Raw genomic sequence first — 18,562 nt, 5'->3', positions numbered from 1 at the left:
CGGAAACGGACTTGCCGCATGAAGACACGTTCATTGCCCCAGCGGGGCTGGTTGTTCCTGTTGATGCTTGTCGTGTGCCTGCCGCGCGTCACGATCGATGCCTACCTGCCGTCGCTGCCCGCGATGGCCGATGCGCTGCACGGCACCGACGCGCAGCTGCAGCTCACGCTGACCCTCTACATGGTCGGCTATGCGCTGTCGATGCTGGTGTCGGGGCCGCTGTCCGACCGTTGGGGCCGCCGTCCCGTGCTGCTCGGCGGCCTGTGCGTGTACGTCGTCGCGAGCGTGGCGTGCGCGCTGTCGACCGGTATTCCGGCACTCGTCGTCGCGCGCATCTTTCAGGCACTGGGCGGCTGCACCGGCACGGTGATCGGCCGCGTCATCGTGCGCGAGCGCTATCCGGCCGCGACGCAGGCCGCGATGCTCGGTCATATCTCGGCCGGCATGGCGCTGTCGCCGGTGGTCGCGCCGCTGGCAGGCAGCGCGATTGCCGAGTGGTTCGGCTGGCGCGGCGTGTTCGGATGGCTGGCGGCGGGCGGGCTGGTCGCGACCGCGATGGTGCTGCGTTACCTGCCCGAGACGCGTGAACGCGCTGCGCGACCGGCTCCGGGCCCGCGGCTCCTGCAGACCTACGCCGGCCTGCTGCGCGACCGACGTTTCCTGCGCTACTCGCTGGCGATCGGCTTCGTCTACTGCACGTACTACCCGTTCATCGCGGAATCGTCGACGCTGTTCCAGCGGCAAATCGGCGTGTCCGGCCCGGTCTACGCGGCGATCTTCGGCGTGACCGTGCTCGGCTACCTGATCGGTTCGAGCGCGTTCGCGCGCACCGGCAAGCGCTGGCAAGCCGATGCGGTCATCGCGGCGGCGGCAGTCGTCAATCTGGCCGGCGCCGCCGCGCTGTGGGTCGGCGGCGCGATCGCGCCGACGGCCGTGGCGGCCCTCGTCGTGCCGATGTTCGTCGTGATGATCGCCGTCGGGATCGCGATTCCGGCCTGCCAGTTCGCGGTGATGCAGCCTTACACGACGATCGCCGGCACGGCGTCGGGGCTGTTCTTCTTTATCCAGATGGCGATCACGGCCGCGTGCGGCGGCGTGCTGGCGGCGCTGTCGGACGGCACCGCGCGCCCGATGATCGTCGTCACGGCCGGCGCGAGCGTCGCGTTCGTCGCGGTGGTCGTCGGCTTTCGCGAGCGGCGCGCGACGGGAGATGCACGCTTCGCGACGGGTGACCGAGCCGCTGCCGAGCGCTGAGCAGTGGCCGTCGCGGCGGGGCGCGGCGGCCTGGCGGCCCCCGCGCAACCCGTGTTTCCGCGAGGCGTCGGCATGGAAAGGATCATGTAATGTAGCGGCCTGTCGCTGACCTTACCGGAATCCCCATGCGCGTGCTGCTCGTCGAAGACAACCCGAACCTGGCCCAGTCGCTGAACGACGCGCTGAGCGCCGCGCGCTTCGCGGTCGATCACATGGCGGACGGCGAGGCGGCGGACCACGTGCTGCGCACGCAGGATTACGCGCTGGTGATCCTCGATCTCGGGCTCCCCAAGCTCGACGGGCTGGAGGTGCTGCGGCGGCTGCGCGCGCGCCGCAACCCGGTGCCGGTGCTGATCCTCACCGCGCACGGGTCGGTCGAGGACCGCGTGAAGGGGCTCGATCTCGGCGCCGACGACTATCTCGCGAAGCCGTTCGAGCTGACCGAACTGGAAGCGCGCGCCCGCGCGCTGATCCGGCGCAGCCTCGGCCACGAGCATTCGCGCGTCGAATGCGGGCCGCTTTCGTACGACAGTATCGACCGCAGCTTTCATCTCGCGGGCGAGCCGCTGTCGCTCACGCCGCGCGAGCGCTCGGTGCTCGAGGTGCTGATCCTGCGCAACGGTCGCGCGATCAACAAGGACACGCTGTCGGAGAAGATCTTCGGGATCGACGAGTCGGTCAACGCCGATGCGATCGAGATCTACGTGTACCGGTTGCGCAAGAAGCTGGAAAACACGGGCGTCGCGATCGTCACGCTGCGCGGCTTGGGCTACTTGCTCGAAGCGAAGGCGGAGAGCGCTGAATGACCCGCCGCCCGAACCTGCGCACGCAGGTTGCGCTGTGGCTGCTGCTGCCGCTGCTCGGGCTGCTCGCGCTCGACTCGTGGCTCACGTACCAGCGTGCGATGAGCGCCGCGCACGTCGCGTTCGACCGCACGCTGTCGTCGTCGCTAAAGTCGATCCGCGAAGGCGTGCGGCTCAACGACGGCGAGATCGAGGTCGACCTGCCGTATCTCGCGCTCGAAATGCTCGAGTCGAGCGACGGCGGCAAGATCTACTACCTGATCCGCGAGGACAACGGCCACACGATCACCGGCTATCCGGACCTGCCGCTGCCGCAGGGGCGCGACGCAGGCGACGGCGCGCTGTTCGTCACGCGCTACTACGACGTCGTCTATCGCGGCGAGCAGTTGCGGATGGCCGCGCTGCGGATCCCGGTGCACGACGTGCCGACCGCGCAGTCGCGCATCGTGTGGGTGATGGTCGGCGAGACGATCGAGGCGCGCCAGGCGCTCGCGCGCGAGATCCTGATCGGGTCGCTGCTGCAGGAGGGGCTGCTCGTCGTGCTCGCGCTCGGGATCGTGTGGCTCGGCGTCGGGCGCGGGCTGCGGCCGCTGAACCGGCTGTCGGCCACCGTCGCCGCCCGCAGCGAGGACGACACGACGCCGCTCGATACCGGCGCGATGCCGAGCGAACTCGCGCCGCTCGTCGATTCGATCAACCAGTACATCGGCCGCACGCAGCGGATGCAGGTGGCGCGGCGCCGCTTCTTCGCCGATGCGGCCCATCAGCTGAAGACGCCGCTCGCGGCCGTGCAGGCCGGCGTCGAGCTCGCGCTGCGACCGGACGAGCAGCCGCGCGCGAACGGGCACCTGCGGCGCGCGAACGGCGCGGTGCGGCAAGCCGCGAAGATCGTCCAGCAGCTGCTGTCGCTGTCGCGGCTCGATTCGGACAGTGGCCACGCGGTCGCGCACAAGCCGGTCGAACTGCACCGGCTCGCGCGCAGCGTGACGCTCGACTGGTCGCCTGTCGCTCGCGCGCGCGACATCGATCTCGGCTTCGAGCACGAGGCCGACGTCGACGTGCTCGGGCAGTCCGATCTGCTCGGCGAGATGATCGGCAACCTCATCGACAACGCGGTCCGCTATGCGGGCGACCATGCGGTGATCACGGTGCGCGTGTCGCGCGACGGCGCAGAGGCGCGGCTCGACGTGATCGATAACGGGCCGGGCATCCCGGCGGACGAACGCGACGCGGTGTTCGAACGCTTCCATCGCGGCAGCAAGACGCAGACGGTCGAGGGGACGGGGCTCGGGTTGTCGATCGTGCGGGAGATCGCACGCGTGCACCAGGGCAGGGTGACGCTGGGCGATGCGCCCGGCGGTGGGTTGGACGTGGCGGTGTGGTTGCCGGTGGCGATCGATGCAGGGCTGCAGAAATAAAAACAATTAAATCGACAATTCAGTGATTAATTTGATGTCGTCGTAATACGCTGCTATTTTTGACAGCTTCAAAAACGGAATCTTTATACCTACGATAAATTGGCCGCCTGTTGCGCGGCCTTGTCTTGATGATTTAGGGGTGAATCAAAATTTCAGATTATTGAAAAGGACCACATCATGGCCACAGTACTCGACGAAGACGTTCTGCCGGAAATCGTTGTCGTGAAATTCAAGGTAAGCGGAGGGCAGGTCACGTCCGGGAGCGGAAAGGCACCGCTCATCTCCTTCGCCGCTGCTTTCAACACGGAAGGTGTGCAGGCGTCACTGCCGGAGGGTACCGGCTCAGTGCACGGTCCGGGTGCGGTTGTCTGGAGCCAGCGGCCCGCACCGACAAAAATCGCGATTCGAGGGAATTACTGGAATTTTCCGGCAAAGGAAGGCGGGGGGCACAGCAATTTGGTGCGCACCTTCTGGATGCACCTGCACGGTTACATCGGATTGGTTTCCGTCGCCAACTGGCATGGCATTCCGCCGGCGCCATTCCCGTTGCTGGATTTGACCTCGGTTACGCCGCGGAATTCGAAAACCGGAACGGCGAACTATACGATCTATCTCGATCCGAAAATTCCCGATGAAACGATCACGGTGAGCGATGCAGTACTTACCGAATTGTCGATTCAGAAATAAATGGTCGATATAGTTTATAAATAAAGCGTCAGCGAAATTCAGGGTTAAATCATTTTATCCCGGTGACGCATCGCGGCAAATTACCCGGTGCGTCACATTTTCAAGCGATGGCTGGACCGGCCATCCGGCGGTCCGCACGGCAGGTCGATCAGTCGCCGAAGCCGATTTCCGCGTCGAGCGCCTGCCCGATTTCCAGGAAACTGCCCGCACCGCGCACGACGATCGCATTGATGCCGAACGTCAGCGCGCCGCTGTAGTTCGGGTTCCCGCGATAGGTCTGCAGCGTGTCGGTCGGCTCGTGCGGCCATGCCGGATCGGGCGCGCCGGTCGCCTGGTCGATCGTCGGCATCGGGCAGCGCGTGCACAGCTTGACGAGCTGCAGCCGCACCGGCGTGTCGCCGCCGGTGTCGAGGTGCTCGACGAAATCCTCCTCGTACGCATCGAGATCCGACACGACGATGTTCGGCCGGAAGCGGTTCATCGGGATCGCCGGCGCGCCTTTCGCGGCGAGCCGCGCATTCAGGTCGTCGAGCGACGCCTGGCCGATCACGAGCAGCGGATAGGCGTCCGAGAATTGCGTATGCGTATCGATGTCGCCGGTCCACTTGCGGTCGCAGCCGCGGCGCGCGTCGGCGCCGAAGCGCGCGAGCTTCGTCGGCGTGCCGAGGAATTCAGTGAGCCAGGCGGCCGTGTCGGCGCCCGTGTCGATCGCGTCGACGGTGTCGCGCCAGACGGTCGCGGCCATCTTCGGCGTCGCGGGCGACGCGTCGCCGTCGAGCGGCGTGCGGAGCGCCGGCATGCCCGGCGCGTTCAGCACGAGCGCATCGCTGTCGAGCGCCGTGCGGATCAGCGCGAGGCGCGGGTGCGTGCGCTGCGTGATCATCTGTCCGTCGCGATCGGTGATCAGCCAGTGACGGTCGTATGCAAGGCCCGTTTCGAGCAATTGCGCGCGCGTCAGCGCAATGCCGGCGCAGGATTTGATCGGATAGACGAAGAGTTCGGTGATGGCTGGCATGACGCTGGCTGAACGCGGGATGGTCGAATCGCGATTGTGCCAGATCATGCCGAAGCCGTTCGGGCGGCTGTCGGCCGCCGCGTGCGCGGTCAGGCGAGCGGAAAGCCGGTATCGAACGTCGTGCGCACGTCGAGCGGCTGGCGCAGCAGCCCGGCCTTCAGGTAGAAGTCGGCCGTGCGCTGCTGTTCGGCGATCACCGTGGCGTCGAGCGCCAGCCAGCGCGTGTTGCGGCGCTCGAACTGCAGCTTCGCGGCGGCCGGCGGAATGCCGATGATGCGTGCGAGCGCCGCCGAATACGCGTCGGCATGGCGGTACGACCACGTCTGCGCGCGCACGACGCGCCGCAGGAAATCGTGCAGCACGTCGCGCTTCGATGCGATCGCCGCGTCGGTCGCCGCGAGATAGCTGAGGCCCGACCACAGCCCGCGGCCGTCGACCAGTACGCGTGCGCGGCCGCTCGTTTCGGCGAGCGCGGTATAGGGCTCCCAGGTCGCCCACGCATCGATCGACCCGGTGGCGAGCGCCAGCATCGTGTCGGCCGGCGGCAGGAAGCGGAACGACACCGCATCGGGCGGCAGGCCGGCCGCGTCGAGCGCCTTCAGCGTGACGAAATGGCCGATCGAGCCGCGCGTGGTGCCGATGCGCTTGCCCTTCAGGTCGGCCGCGCCTTTCAGCGCCGCGTCGGGCCGCACGAGCACGGCCGTGCCGTACGGATCGGAACGGTTCGCGCCGATCACCTTGATGCGGGCGCCCGATGCGAGCGCGAAGATCACCGGCGCGTCGCCGATCGGGCCGCAGTCGACGGCCGCCGCGTTCAGCGCTTCGGCGAGCGGCGCGGCGGCCGGGAACTCGGTCCACGCGATGTCGTACGCGAGGCCGTTCAGTTCGCCGGCGGCTTCGAGCAGCGCGCGCAGCCCGCCTTTCTGGTCGCCGGCACGCAGCAGCGGCCGCGCGCCCGCTTGCGCGCGCAGCGCGGCAGGCGCCGCGGCGATCGTGGCGAGGGCGCCGGCTTGGGCGAGGAAATGGCGTCGGGTCGGATTCATCGTGAAGTGAAGGTCGGTCGAAGGCAGGTTTCAGGGAATCAATGCGGGAGCCCGGCTTGCACGTCGCGCACGGGTTCCGCGTCGACGCGCAGCAGCAGCGCGGTCAGTGCGTCGCCGCTGGCGGCCGGCGCGGCCGGTCGTGCAGCCGCATCCGAGCGGCACAGCAGGTCGGCATCCGACCAGCCGGCGCTGCCCGGCAACGCGCGCGCCCGCAGCCAGCCACGGCGATCGGCGAGCAGTTGCGTGCCGCCGAGCACATCGGGCGCGACGCCGGCAATCGTCGCGAACGCGCGCCACGCATCGGGCGTCGTCGCGACGCAGTTCGCGCGCGTGGCGGCCGAGGGCGCCACGGACGCACCGCGTTCGGTGACGAGCAAGGTTTGCCAGCGCGCGTCTTCCGGCGGCGGCGTTGCGCCCGGCGCGAGCGCGACGATGCGCACGCGCTGGCCGTCGCGCCAGCGGTCGAGCGATTGCGGCGCGGCGTCGCCGCAGCGCACGTCGAGCGCCGGCAGCGGGACGGGCACCGGCCACGCGCCTTCCGCCTGCGCGCCGCTGCCCGCGGCCAGCGCCTTCAGGTAGTCGAGCACGGCCCACGTGTCCTGCGGGCCGAGCGTCGCGGCGAAACCGGGCATCGTCGACGCACCGTGTTCGTCGCGTGTGCCGTGCCGCACGCGCCAGAACAGCTCGCCGTCGAGGCGACGCGCGAGCAGCGCACCGGCAAAGGTCGGCGGCCAGCGCGTGAGCGTGGCCGCGAGCGGCCCTTCGCCACGTCCGTCCGCACCGTGGCAGGCCGCGCAGTGCTGGACATACAGGTGCGCGCCGTGCATCACGCTCGAGACGGCAAACGGCGCGGGATCGCGCTGGAAGCTCGTCGGCACGGCCGGCGCGAGCCACAGCGACGACGGCGGCCACGGCGCGAACCACGCGACGGCCAGCGCGGCGATCGCGACGATTGCGGACGGCAAACGCCGCTTGCGCGAAGCGAGCGCGACGCAGGCGAGCACGACGGCCAGCGCCGTCATGGCACCGGCGAGCGCGAGTTGCCGCGTCAGTCCGGCATCGATGCGCAGCGTTTCGAGTGCGATGCGGTGCGCCCACGGCCACGCGGCCTGACCGTCGGCGTCGCCCGTCAGGCCGACCGCGTGCAGCACACGTGCCAGCGCGATTTGCGCGCGATACAGCAGTTGCAGGAAGGCGATCGCCCAGTCGGCGAACGGCGGTGCGTTCATCGCGCGCGTCTCCGCCGTGTATCAACCGGTCGTCGAACGGCACCTCGCATCTACCAGCTCGCATCGAGCCCGAGATGCCGCAGCGCGTCGTGGCGCAATTCGGCGAGGCGCGGGTCGCCACGATGGCGCGGGTAGGGCAGGTCGACGTGCAATTCGGCGACGATGCGTGCCGGACGCGGCCCGAACACGATCACGCGTTGCGCGAGGAACAGCGCTTCCTCGACGTCGTGCGTGACGAGCAGCGACGAGAACCCGTCGCGTTGCCACAGTGCGGTCAGCTCGGCCTGCATCGTGAGCCGCGTCAGCGAATCGAGCTTGCCGAGCGGTTCGTCGAGAATCAGCAGGCGCGGATCGTTGACGAGCGCGCGGGCGAGCGCGACACGCTGCGCCATCCCGCCGGACAACTGATGCGGGAACACGTTCGCGAATTCCTGCAGCCCGACGCGCGCGAGCGCATCGTCGACGCGATGCTGTGCGGTGCCCGCCACGCCGCGCGCTTCGAGGCCGAGCGCGACGTTCGCGCGTACGCGCCGCCACGGGTACAGCGTCGGGTCCTGGAACACGACGATGCGCGACGGATCGGGCCGTTCGATCGGCACGCCGTCCTGCGCGATCGTGCCTTGCCGCGCAGCATCGAGCCCCGCGACGAGGCGCAGCAGCGTCGATTTCCCGCAGCCGCTCGGGCCGAGCAGCGCGACGAATTCGCCGGCCGCGACCGACAGCGTGACGTCGTCGAGCACCGGCAGCGCGCCGCCGGGGCCGTCGAACGCATGGCTCACGCGGCGGATGTCGATGCGTGCGCCGCGCGGCGCGGTGACGGCGGGTGCTGCGACAGTGGCCGCGGACGGTTCGAGTACGGCGGCGCTTACCATTTGACGGTTCCCTTCTGCCACGCGAGCACGCGGTCGCGCACCGCGAACAGCAGCGCGATCAGCCCGGAAAACAGCAGCGCCATCACGATCAGCGCCGCATACATGTTCACGTACGACGCCCAGCCCTGCGCCCAGCTCAGGTACCAGCCGAGCCCCGACTTGACGCCCATCATCTCGGCGACGACCAGCACGGTGAACGACGCGCTCAGCCCCATGAAGATGCCGACGAACACGTGCGGCAGCGCGGCGGGAATCGCGACGCGCAGCACGAGGAAGCGCGCGTTCGCGCCGAGCGTGCGCGCGACGTCGTAGTACTGCTTGTTCACGCTCGCGACGCCCGACCATGTGAGCACCGCGACCGGGAACCCGGTGGCGAGCGCGACCAGGAACGCGGCGGCCGAATAGCTCGACGGGAAGAAGTAGAACGTGAGCGGCAGCAGCGCGGTGGCCGGCACGGGGCCGAGCACGCGCAGCACCGGATGCACCCAGTAGCCGATCCGGCGCGACCAGCCGATCGACACGCCGACCGCAAAGCCCACCGCGACGCCGTATGCAAACCCGAGCGCGAGCAGCTTCAGCGTGTTGCCGGCGCTGCCCAGCAGGCGCGGCCAGTCGTCGACGTAGACCTCGATCAGCGCCTGCGGCGGCGCGAAGAACGGCGTCGGCAGCCAGCCGGTTTTCGCGGTGACGATCTCCCACGCGGCGAGCACGAGCGGCAGCGCGACGAGCCACGGGCCGGCCGGGCGCACGCGCGCGAGCCGCGTGCGCGACGCGGCGACGAGATGGCCGAGCGTCGCGGCGGCGAGCAGCAGCGCGGCGATCGTCCACGCGGCCGTGCCGAACGTGTCGGTGTACGCCCAGTCGCTGAAGCCGACGATGCGGTTCGGCCACAGCTGCGTGAGCGCGCCGAGCGCGGCCCACGCGAGCGCGGCGGCGATCCCGGTCGGCCACGTGCGCGCGCGGCGCGCTTCGGCGGCGAGCGTGGCTTCGCAGGCCGTGCAGGCCGCGCGCGCGGAAGCGTTGGCGTTCGCGGCGCCGGCCGGGGCCGACGCGGTGCGTGCAGCGGCAGCGTGTTCGATCGTCGACATCGCGTTACCCCAGTACGTTCGCATAGACCTGCTGCGCGAAGCGCTGCGGGTCCGTGCTCTTCTTCAGCACGCTGATGCGGCGGAAATCGTCCGCATAGAACGCGATTTCCTGCTGCAGGTCGACGTTGGTCGGGTGATGCGTGTAGGTGAGCGTCGCGTACAGCTTGCGCAGGTCTTCCGGATTGATTTTCGGCGAGTACTTCGCGAACACCTTCGCCGCTTCGTTCGGGTTGTCGTGCGTGTATTCGGTGGCCTGCACGATCGAGCGCGCGAGCGCGGCGGCCGCCGGCCGGTCGTTGCGGACGAGGTCGCCGCGCGCGCCGATCACGCAGCACACCTTGCGTGCGTATTCGCCGGACAGGTTCGTCGCGAGTTCCGTATACGCGCCGTTGCTGCGCTTTTCGAGCAGATAGAGATTCGGGTCGCCATCGGCGATGGCATGGATTTCGCCCTTGTCGACCGCGACGCCGAGCAGGTCGGCCGGATACTGCCGCCACGTGATGTCACGCTCGGGATCGATCCCGTTCTTCGCGAGCAGGATCGAGAAGAAGTGCTTGCCGGGCGCGGCGAGATCGCTGACGCCGACCGTCTTGCCCTTCAGCGCCTGCAGCGTCGTGACGCCGGCCGCCTTCGCGCCGAGCAGCCGCACGCAGCCGCCGTGCGAGCTGCCGATGATCTTCACGTCGAAGCCGGCTTCGAGCGGCTTCAGCCAGCGATGGATCATCCCGACCGCCGCATCGGCCTTGCCGGTTGCGATCGATTCGAGCAACTGGTCGGTCGACCCGCTGTAGTTGATCAGATCGACCTTCAGGCCGTTTTTCTCGAAGAAGCCGTTTTCCTGCGCGACGACGATCGGCGTCAGGCAGAACGCATTCTGGTTCCACGCGAACGTGAGCTTCTTCAGCGGCGGCGCGGACCACGTCTTGCGGCCGAGCGTGATCGCCGGCGCGGCGAGCGCGGCGGCGCCGGCCGCGCGCAGCAGGCGGCGGCGTTTGTCGTCGTGCGCGTCGGCGGGCGCGGGAGCGGTGGTGTGGGTCATTGTCGGGTCTCCGGTCGTGCGGAAAGGCGCTCAGTCGAGCAGGTCGGGTTCGTCGGCGACGACCCGCGCAAACAGGCTGTCGAACGCATGCAGCGCCCCGTCGGGGCCGCCGATCTGGCCGTGCGTGTGGCGCGCGGTGTCGTGATCGATCGGCTGCGGCGTGCCGGCCGCTTCGGCCAGCAACTGCGTGTGCGCGGCGTTGTCGAGCGCGATGTACCACCACGCGGCGGCCTCGACCGTCGGGCCGGCCGTCAGGATGCCGTGGTTCTTCAGGATCACGCCCTTGTGCGTGCTGCCGTCGGGTTTCGCGAGCGCGTCGGCGATCCGTGCGCCTTCGCTCGTGTCGACGACCATCCCCGTGAAGTCGTCGAACAGCGCGTGATCTTCGTAGAACACGCAGGCGTCCTGCGTGAGCGGATCGAGCGGGCGGCCGAGCGTCGACCATGCCTTGCCGTAGGTCGAATGCGTGTGCGCGGCGGCGACGACGTGCGGATGGGCTTCGTGGATCGCCGCGTGGATCGCGAACGCGGCCTTGTTCAGCGGCCGCGTGCCGATCGCGGTTTCGCCGCGCGCGTTGACGAGCAGCAGGTCGGACACCTTGATCTGCGAGAAATGCACGCCGAGCGGATTCACCCAGAAATGGTCGGGCAGCTCCGGATCGCGCGCGGTGATGTGGCCGGCGAGCCCCTGCGCGAACCCGAAGCGCGCGAACAGGCGGAACGCGGCCGCGAGCCGCTCCTGCCGGTGTCGGCGTTCGGCGGCGACGTCGATGCGCGGTGCCGTCGCGTCGAACCAGAAGTGCTGGCGCGGGGCTTCGGCGAGTTCGAGGCCCGATGCAGTGCGCACGGGCGAGGAAAGGACGGCGGACATGATGGCGTGTGGCTCCGTTGGACGTCAGGCGGCGCGGCGTGCTGCGTCGCGTGCGGCGACGGCGCTGCGCACGCGCGGAATCAGTTCGCGGCCGTAGTCGATCGCGTCTTCCAGCGGGTCGAAGCCGCGGATCAGGAAGGTCGTCACGCCGAGGTCGTAGTAGTCGAGCAGCGCGTCGGCGACCTGTTCGGGCGTACCGACGAGCGCCGTCGAGTTCGAACGTGCGCCGGTGAGCTTCGCGATTTCGGTCCACAGCCGCTTGTCGACGCGCGAACCGCGTTCGGCCGCGGCCAGCAGGCGGCGCGCGCCTTCGCTCTGCTGCGGGCCGCCGGCGCCGAGGCCGGCCGCTTCGCGCAGCCGGCGCGTCTCGTCGAGGATGCGGTGCGCGCGCGCCCACGCTTCGTCTTCGGTTGCGGCGAGAATCGGGCGGAACGACACGGAGAAACGCACCTGCCGCCCGTGCTTCGCGGCTTCGGCGCGCACGCGCGTCGTCAGGTCGCGCACCTGGTCGAGCGATTCGCCCCACAGCGCGTACACGTCGGCGTGTTTGCCGGCCACCGCGAGCGCGGCGTCCGACGCGCCGCCGAAGTAGATCGGCACATGCGGCTGCTGGACCGGCTTCACTTCCGAGAAACCCTGCTTGAACCGGTAGTGCGCGCCGTCGTGATCGAACGGCTGCGCTTCCGTCCAGATCCGGCGCAGGATGCCGAGGTATTCGTCGGTGCGCGCATAACGCGCGTCGTGGTCGAGGAAATCGCCGTCGCGCTGCTGTTCGCTGTCCGAGCCGCCAGAGATGAAGTGCACGGCGAGCCGGCCGCGGCTGAACTGGTCGAGCGTCGCGATCTGCCGCGCGGCGAGCGTCGGCGCCGTGAAACCCGGGCGATGCGCGAGCATGAAGTGGATGCGCTCGGTCGCGGCCGCCGCGAACGCGATCGTCAGCGTGGCCGACGGGCCGGTCGAGTGGTGCGGCACGAGGATCCGGTCGAAGCCGGCCGTCTCGTGGGCGCGAGCGAAGTCGCGCACGTAGTCGGGATCGACGACGGGGCCCGATGCCGGATGGATTTCCGACTGTTTCTGGCTCTGGATCATGCCGATGAATTCGACGCTCATCTGGGTCTCCGGTGCAGGGATGTCCCGGCGCACGGCCGGGCAGGAATGGAGCGCAGGTTAACGCCGCGATCATGCGGAATGGAAATAATCAATCCCGAATTGAATATCAGATTTGCATGGTTTGGGCCCGAATGCGTTACGCATACGCTGTGGGCTCGTGAATGATCGGGCGCGCGTTGGCGCCGTGTTTGCACTCCACAGGGAATCCGTCTCGATGTCCGCCAGCCTTGCCGCTTCCTCGCCGTCACCGCAGCCTGCGCTGCGCCTCCTGCCTGCCGGCCACGCCGACGATGCGAACGACGCGCGCGTCGCCGCGCTGCTCGACCGTCTCGCGCCCGAACTCGCCGCCGACGCGGCCCGCAACGATGTCGACGGCCGCTTTCCGCACGAGAACTTCGCACGGCTGCAGCGCGCGGGGCTGATCGCGCAGGTCGTGCCGCGCGAACATGGCGGCGCCGGTGCGACGCTTGCGCAGGCGAGCCGGATCGTGGCCGCCGTCGCGCGGGCCGATCCGGCGACCGCGCTGGTGCTGACGATGACCTACCTGCAGCATCGCGCGCTCGGCCGCGCCGACAACCGCTGGCCGGCCGAGGTGCGGCGCGCGGTGTTCGACAGCGCGGTCGCGCACGGCGCGCTGATCAATGCGCTGCGCGTCGAGCCGGCGCTCGGCTCGCCGTCGCGCGGCGGGCTGCCGGCGACCGTTGCGCGGCGCGACGGCGACGGTTGGCGACTGTCCGGCCACAAGCTGTACAGCACCGGCATTCCGGCGCTGCGCTGGCTGGCCGTATGGGCGCGCACCGATGAACCGGAGCCGCGCGTCGGCGTGTTCCTCGTGCCGCGCGAGCGCGACGCCGACGGCGACCGCATCCGCGTGATCGAAAGCTGGAACCACCTCGGTTTGCGCGCATCGGGCAGCCACGAAGTCGTGTTCGACGATCTGTGGTTGCCGGCTGACCATGCGGTCGACGTGCGCGCGCCGGACGCGTGGGCCGTATCGGCCGCGACCCATGCGGATGCCGACGCGCAGGCCGACCAGCAGGCGTGGATGGTCGCGCTGCTCGGCAGCCTGTACGACGCGGTCGCGCGGGCGTCGCGCGACTGGCTGGTCGGATTCGCGACGACGCGTGCGCCGAGCGGGCTCGGCGCGCCGCTCGCGACGCTGCCGCGCGTGCAGGAAGCCGTCGGCGAAATCGAGGGCTGGCTGCACGCGAACCGCGTGCTGCTCGACGATCACATCGCGCGCACCGACGCGGGCAACGCGCCGCCGGTGACGACGAGCGGCCTCGTCAAGCGCACCGTGACCGAGCAGGCGATCCGCACGGTCGAGCAGGCGCTGAAGCTGTCGGGCAATCACGGGCTCAGCCGGGCCAATCCGCTCGAACGCCACTACCGCGACGTGCTGTGCAGCCGCGTGCATACGCCGCAGGACGACGCGATCGCGGTGGCGGCGGGGCGGGCGGTGCTCGACGCGGCGAGCGCGAGCGAAACGAAGGCCGAGGCGGGAGAAGCGCCACGCAACGAGATCGAATGCGGTCGACCCGATGCGTGAGCCTGGCAGGATGGGGGTGCAGGAAAACCGGGCGGCGCGCTGCAGCGGCCGCCCCGGCCGGTCAGGCGGCCTTGCCGTGCGGCTGCTCGGTCACCGCGAACGCCGTGCGCGCATGCGCGGCGACGGCCGCGAGCGGTGCGTCGAAGCGGGCCGCATCGTGCCGGCGCAGCAGCCACAGATCGATCTGCGGCTTGAAATCGGCGAGCGGCACGATCTCGAGCGCCTCGCGCAGCGGGCTGCCTTCGACGAGCGGCAACGGCATCAGCCCGATGCCGAAGCCGTTCGCGACGCTCTGCAGTTGCAGGTCGCGGCCGTAGGTGTCGAGCGTGACGGGCATCGGCAGGCCCTGCGCGTCGAGCGCGCGCCGCAGGCCCGCGCGAAAGCCGCAGCCGTCCGGATTGAGCACCCAGCCGCGCGCGTGGCAGTCGGCGAGCCGGTAGCTGCGGCGCGGCCAGTCGCCCTTGCGGCCGACGGCGACGAGCCGCGTGGCCAGCAGCCGCTCGCCCTCGACCTGTGCCGGCAGCACCATTTCGCGTGCGAGGAACACCAGTGCCGCATCGAGTTCGCGGCGCGCGACACGCTCGACGAGCCTGCCGCCCCATGCGGTCGTGACCTGAGTCGCGAGCGCGGGCCACTGCGCGGCGAGCCCGGCGATCAGCGCGGGCAGCATCAGTTCGCCGAGCCCCTGCGTGAGCCCGATCCGGAATTCGCCGGCGGGCGGCTGCTCGCCGGCCGTCAGCTCGCGCAGCGCATCGACCTCGCGCAGGATCGCGCGACACTGCTCGAAGACCTGCCGGCCGATGTCAGTCGGGCGCGGCGGCTTCGTGTTGCGGTCGAGCAGGATCACGCCGAGCGCCTCCTCGAGATTCTGGACGCGCCGCGTGATCGCGGGCTGCGTCATCCCGAGCTCGGCCGCGGCCTGGCTCAGGGTCTGGCAGCGGACGACTGCTGCAAAAGCGTCGATATCGCTAATTTTCATGTTTGTTCTGCATGGTCTTTCGGGTGCATCATGACGATCCATCATATTCGGCATCATATTCGAGGAGACGGCCGATGAGTACGCTTTCGTTGCAACAGACGCCGCTGCGTCCGTTCGTCGACGGCCTGGGCGCGCTGCTCGCGTCCGGCGCGAACGAGGCGCGCATTCTCGACGAGGGCGGCGCGCTGCTTGCCGCGCTCGTCGAACACGACGACTGGTTGCCCGACGCGTTCGCGCAGCCCGATCCCGAGCGCTATCGGCAATACCTGCTGCATCTCGACCCGGACGAGCGCTTCTCGGTCGTCAGCTTCGTGTGGGGGCCCGGCCAGACCACGCCGATCCACAACCACACGGTGTGGGGGCTGATCGGGATGCTGCGCGGCGGCGAGTTCTCGCAGCCTTACCGGTTCGACGCCGCGGGCAAGCCGGTTGCCGCGGGCGACGCCGTGCGGCTGGCGCCGGGCGAGGTCGAGGCCGTGTCGCCGCGCATCGGCGACGTCCATCGCGTGACCAACGCGTTCGACGACCAGGTGTCGATCAGCATCCACGTGTACGGCGCGAACATCGGCAAGGTCGAGCGCGCGGTGTTCCTGGACGACGGCACCGTGAAGCCTTTCGTGTCGGGCTATTCGAACGCCTGATGCGGGGCCTGCCGGCGCGGCCCGTTGCGGGTGCGCGGCGGCAGGCCCGAGATCGCCCCGTTCCGCTTTCTTCACCGACTTCAACGTATTCAACGCAGAGACATCGTGACGCAATCCGCCGATTCCATTTCCCGCTTTCCCGTCGCGTCGTACCAGGACGTGCGCGCACGCCTGCTGGCCCGCGACGAGCTCGCGCTGATCGACGTACGCGAGGAAGATCCGTACGCGCAGGGCCATCCGCTGTGGGCCGCCAACTTTCCGCTGTCGAAGCTCGAACTCGACGCATGGACGCGCATTCCGCGCCGCGACACGCCGATCGTCGTGTACGGCGAAGCCGGCGGCGAGGATCTCGCGCCGCGCGCGGCCGCGAAGCTCGCGCAACTCGGCTACAGCGACGTGCGCTTGCTCGACGGCGGCCTCGCGGGCTGGCTGGCGGCGGGCGGCGAGCTGTTCATCGACGTGAACGTGCCGAGCAAGTCGTTCGGCGAATGGGTCGAGGCCGAGCGCCATACGCCGTCGCTGTCCGCGCAGGAGGTGCAGGCGCTGATCGATGCGAAAGCCGACGTCGTGATCGTCGATGCGCGCCGGTTCGACGAATACCAGACGATGAACATCCCGACGTCGACGAGCGTGCCGGGCGCGGAACTCGTGCTGCGCGTGCGTGCGCTCGCGCCGGATCCGAAGACGCAGGTGGTCGTCAACTGCGCGGGCCGCACCCGCAGCATCATCGGCACGCAGTCGCTCGTCAACGCGGGGCTGCCGAATCCGGTCGCGGCACTGCGCAACGGCACGATCGGCTGGACGCTCGCGGGCCAGACGCTCGAGCGCGGCGCCGCGCGACGCTTTCCGGATGAAATCGACGCGGCGCAGCGCGCGCAGGCGCGCCAGGCCGCACGCGCAGTGGCCGAGCGCGCCGGCGTGCCGCGCATCGCGCTGGCCGAGGTCGCCGCGCTCGACGCGCCGGGCCGCACGCTGTACCGCTTCGACGTGCGCACGCCGGAGGAATACGAAGCCGGCCACCTACCGGGCTTCCTGAGCACGCCGGGCGGCCAGCTCGTGCAGGAGACCGACCATCACGCGGCCGTGCGCGGCGCGCGGATCGTGCTCGCCGACGACGACGGCGTGCGCGCGGACATGACCGCATCGTGGCTCGCACAGATGGGCTGGGACGTGCGCGTCGTGGAACCGGCCGGCGCGGCGGCGTTCACCGAGCGCGGCCAGCCGCCGCGCGACGTGCCGGCGACGCCGCCCGCGGCCGACGTGTCGCCCGCGACGCTCGCGGGCTGGCTGAAGGAGGCTGCACCCGGCGAACTGGCGATCGTCGACGTGACGGCCAGCGCGAACTACGTGAAGCGCCATATTCCGGGTGCGTGGTTCGCCGTGCGTGCGCAGTTGCGCGACGCGCTTGCGGCGATCCCGCCCGCGAAGCGCTATGTGTTCACGTGCGGATCGAGCCTGCTGGCGCGCTTCGCGGCGGACGATGCGCGTGCGTTGCTGCCGGCCTCGGCCGAGATCCGGGTGCTGACCGGCGGCACGGCCGCGTGGATCGACGCCGGGCTGCCGCTCGAAAGCGGCGAGACGCATCTCGCCTCGCCGCGCGTCGACCGCTACCGGCGCCCGTACGAAGGCACCGACAACGCCGCGGCCGCGATGCAGGCGTATCTCGACTGGGAATACGGGCTGGTCGACCAGTTGAAGCGGGACGGCACGCACCACTTCAACGTGATCTGACCGATGCGTTGCAACCGGGCGCGGCGCGCGTGTGGTGCGCCGCGCCCGGTCGACGCGCGTATCAGCGCTTGAAAGTATCGACGGCCGTGCGGCCGACGGCCGGATCGTCGGTGAAGAAGCCGTCGATGCCCGCGCGCAGGTACGCCTGGATTTCACGCACCGAGCCGGCCGTGTTGCGCGTGGCCGGCGTGCCGCCGTCCTTCAGCGACGCGGGCAGGAAGTTGTTCTCCGGGCGGAACGTGTACGGATGCACGACGAGGCCGGCCTCGTGCGCGTAGCGCACGTACGGCGTCGGCTGCTGCAGCGTGCCGTCTGCGGCAACCGCGATGATCGACGTCTTGTACGGGCCGACGCCGTTCGCGTAGGTCGCGATCTCGCGCATGCCGTCGCGCGTCGACAGGTCGCCGTAGGTGCGCTTGTCGTTCGCCTTCACGAAGTCGTACGGGCGCTGGCCGGCTTCGTCCATCAGTTGCACGAGCTTCCAGTTCGGCTGGCTCGACTTGATCCGGTTGCGGATCGCCTTCAGGTTCGCGACCTCGAACGACTGGATGTAGACGGTCGCCGTGCGCGACGTGTACGTATCCTTCAGCAGCGCATCGACGAGACGGTCCTCGAGCGGCAGGTTGATCGACTGGAAGTAGGTCGGGTGCTTGGTTTCCGGATACAGGTGGATCGTGCGGCCGGTCTGTGCGGACATCTGCTTCGCGAGCGCGACGATCTCGTCGAACGTCGGGATCTCGAACTGGTCGTTGTACGCGGTGTTCGCCGGGCGGACCTGCGGAATACGCTCGCGCGCACGCAGCGTCTTCAGCTCGGCCAGCGTGAAATCCTCGGTGAACCAGCCGGTCAGCTGCGCGCCGTCGATCGTCTTGGTCGCCTTGCGGCTGGCGAACTGCGGCAGCACGGACACGTTCGTCGTGCCCGAGATCTCGTTCTCGTGGCGTGCGACGAGCACGCCGTCGCGCGTCGACACGAGATCGGGCTCAATCACGTCCGCGCCGTCCTCGATCGCCTTGCGGTACGACGCCAGCGTGTGTTCGGGGCGCAGCGCGCTCGCGCCGCGATGGCCGACCACCTGGACTTTCGCGGAAATCGGCTGGGTGGGATCTGACGTCACGTCGTCGTCGCCGCCGCACGCGGCGAGCAGGAACGCGGCGGCACAGGCGAACGGGACGTAGCGCAGGGAGGTCGGGCGCTTGAAGAGCATGTCGATGAACCTTCGAAACGGGAGTCG

Annotated in this window: 17 protein-coding genes; 7 read left to right on the top strand and 10 right to left on the bottom strand. The window is 69.6% G+C overall.

Going from position 1 to position 18,562, the window contains the following annotated elements; genetic code table 11:
- Positions 1–18: 18 nt before the first annotated feature.
- The 4 genes from DIE03_RS04485 to DIE03_RS04470 all read left to right on the top strand — a co-directional run bounded on the left by DIE03_RS04485 (position 19) and on the right by DIE03_RS04470 (position 4,162).
- Entirely contained in the window at positions 19–1,254 is a 1,236-nt protein-coding gene (locus DIE03_RS04485) for a multidrug effflux MFS transporter (protein WP_124447879.1), read from the top strand.
- A 125-nt stretch (positions 1,255–1,379) separates the two neighbouring features.
- Positions 1,380–2,060: a response regulator gene (locus DIE03_RS04480; protein ID WP_124447877.1), complete on the top strand. Its 681-nt coding sequence runs from the start codon at positions 1,380–1,382 to the stop codon at positions 2,058–2,060.
- The gene (locus tag DIE03_RS04475) at positions 2,057–3,475 is read left to right on the top strand and encodes a sensor histidine kinase (protein WP_124447875.1); all 1,419 of its coding nucleotides are present in this window, start codon (positions 2,057–2,059) and stop codon (positions 3,473–3,475) included. Before DIE03_RS04480 ends, DIE03_RS04475 begins: the two co-directional genes overlap by 4 nt.
- Before the next feature lie 177 nt (positions 3,476–3,652).
- Positions 3,653–4,162, top strand: a complete 510-nt coding sequence (locus tag DIE03_RS04470) for a hypothetical protein (RefSeq protein ID WP_124447873.1) — start codon at positions 3,653–3,655, stop codon at positions 4,160–4,162.
- A gap of 148 nt (positions 4,163–4,310) precedes the next feature.
- On the opposite strand, the gene DIE03_RS04465 is transcribed toward DIE03_RS04470, so the two are convergent.
- From DIE03_RS04465 to DIE03_RS04430, 8 genes are all read right to left on the bottom strand, one after another.
- Positions 4,311–5,177 carry an MOSC domain-containing protein gene (locus tag DIE03_RS04465; protein WP_124447871.1) on the bottom strand — a complete coding sequence of 289 codons (867 nt, stop codon included), beginning with the start codon at positions 5,175–5,177 and terminating at the stop codon, positions 4,311–4,313.
- A gap of 89 nt (positions 5,178–5,266) precedes the next feature.
- Positions 5,267–6,220: an ABC transporter substrate-binding protein gene (locus DIE03_RS04460; RefSeq protein WP_124447869.1), complete on the bottom strand. Its 954-nt coding sequence runs from the start codon at positions 6,218–6,220 to the stop codon at positions 5,267–5,269.
- A 38-nt stretch (positions 6,221–6,258) separates the two neighbouring features.
- Complete coding sequence (locus tag DIE03_RS04455) at positions 6,259–7,449, bottom strand: c-type cytochrome (protein ID WP_124447867.1); 1,191 nt, start codon at positions 7,447–7,449, stop codon at positions 6,259–6,261.
- 50 nt (positions 7,450–7,499) lie between these two features.
- The gene (locus DIE03_RS04450) at positions 7,500–8,321 is read right to left on the bottom strand and encodes an ABC transporter ATP-binding protein (RefSeq protein WP_124447865.1); all 822 of its coding nucleotides are present in this window, start codon (positions 8,319–8,321) and stop codon (positions 7,500–7,502) included.
- The gene (locus DIE03_RS04445) at positions 8,315–9,409 is read right to left on the bottom strand and encodes an ABC transporter permease (RefSeq protein ID WP_124447863.1); all 1,095 of its coding nucleotides are present in this window, start codon (positions 9,407–9,409) and stop codon (positions 8,315–8,317) included. Before DIE03_RS04445 ends, DIE03_RS04450 begins: the two co-directional genes overlap by 7 nt.
- Before the next feature lie 4 nt (positions 9,410–9,413).
- Positions 9,414–10,448, bottom strand: a complete 1,035-nt coding sequence (locus DIE03_RS04440) for an ABC transporter substrate-binding protein (RefSeq protein ID WP_124447861.1) — start codon at positions 10,446–10,448, stop codon at positions 9,414–9,416.
- 30 nt (positions 10,449–10,478) lie between these two features.
- Positions 10,479–11,318 carry a class II aldolase/adducin family protein gene (locus tag DIE03_RS04435; RefSeq protein ID WP_124447859.1) on the bottom strand — a complete coding sequence of 280 codons (840 nt, stop codon included), beginning with the start codon at positions 11,316–11,318 and terminating at the stop codon, positions 10,479–10,481.
- Between the two features lie 24 nt (positions 11,319–11,342).
- Positions 11,343–12,428 (bottom strand): LLM class flavin-dependent oxidoreductase, encoded by a 1,086-nt coding sequence (locus DIE03_RS04430; RefSeq protein ID WP_124447857.1) that lies wholly within the window; start codon positions 12,426–12,428, stop codon positions 11,343–11,345.
- 214 nt (positions 12,429–12,642) lie between these two features.
- Between DIE03_RS04430 and DIE03_RS04425 the strand changes: the two genes are divergently transcribed.
- On the top strand, positions 12,643–13,977 hold the full coding sequence (locus DIE03_RS04425) for an acyl-CoA dehydrogenase family protein (protein ID WP_124447855.1): 1,335 nt from the start codon (positions 12,643–12,645) through the stop codon (positions 13,975–13,977).
- A 61-nt stretch (positions 13,978–14,038) separates the two neighbouring features.
- Here the strand turns inward: DIE03_RS04425 and DIE03_RS04420 are convergent, their stop codons facing one another.
- Positions 14,039–15,013 carry a LysR family transcriptional regulator gene (locus DIE03_RS04420; protein WP_185658095.1) on the bottom strand — a complete coding sequence of 325 codons (975 nt, stop codon included), beginning with the start codon at positions 15,011–15,013 and terminating at the stop codon, positions 14,039–14,041.
- 17 nt (positions 15,014–15,030) lie between these two features.
- Here DIE03_RS04420 and DIE03_RS04415 point away from each other — a divergent pair, with 17 nt between their 5' ends.
- Both DIE03_RS04415 and DIE03_RS04410 read left to right on the top strand, forming a co-directional pair.
- Positions 15,031–15,597, top strand: a complete 567-nt coding sequence (locus DIE03_RS04415; RefSeq protein ID WP_124447851.1) for a cysteine dioxygenase — start codon at positions 15,031–15,033, stop codon at positions 15,595–15,597.
- Between the two features lie 105 nt (positions 15,598–15,702).
- The gene (locus DIE03_RS04410; protein ID WP_124447849.1) at positions 15,703–17,328 is read left to right on the top strand and encodes a rhodanese-related sulfurtransferase; all 1,626 of its coding nucleotides are present in this window, start codon (positions 15,703–15,705) and stop codon (positions 17,326–17,328) included.
- 61 nt (positions 17,329–17,389) lie between these two features.
- Here DIE03_RS04410 and DIE03_RS04405 read toward each other — a convergent pair whose 3' ends face one another.
- Positions 17,390–18,535 (bottom strand): glycerophosphodiester phosphodiesterase, encoded by a 1,146-nt coding sequence (locus DIE03_RS04405; protein WP_124447847.1) that lies wholly within the window; start codon positions 18,533–18,535, stop codon positions 17,390–17,392.
- Between the last annotated feature and the right edge of the window lie 27 nt (positions 18,536–18,562).

The sequence above is a fragment of the Burkholderia sp. Bp8992 genome (assembly GCF_003853705.1).
Taxonomy (GTDB): Bacteria; Pseudomonadota; Gammaproteobacteria; order Burkholderiales; family Burkholderiaceae; genus Burkholderia.
Note: the sequence above shows the minus strand (reverse complement) of the source record. Positions and strands in the feature narration are given on the sequence as shown.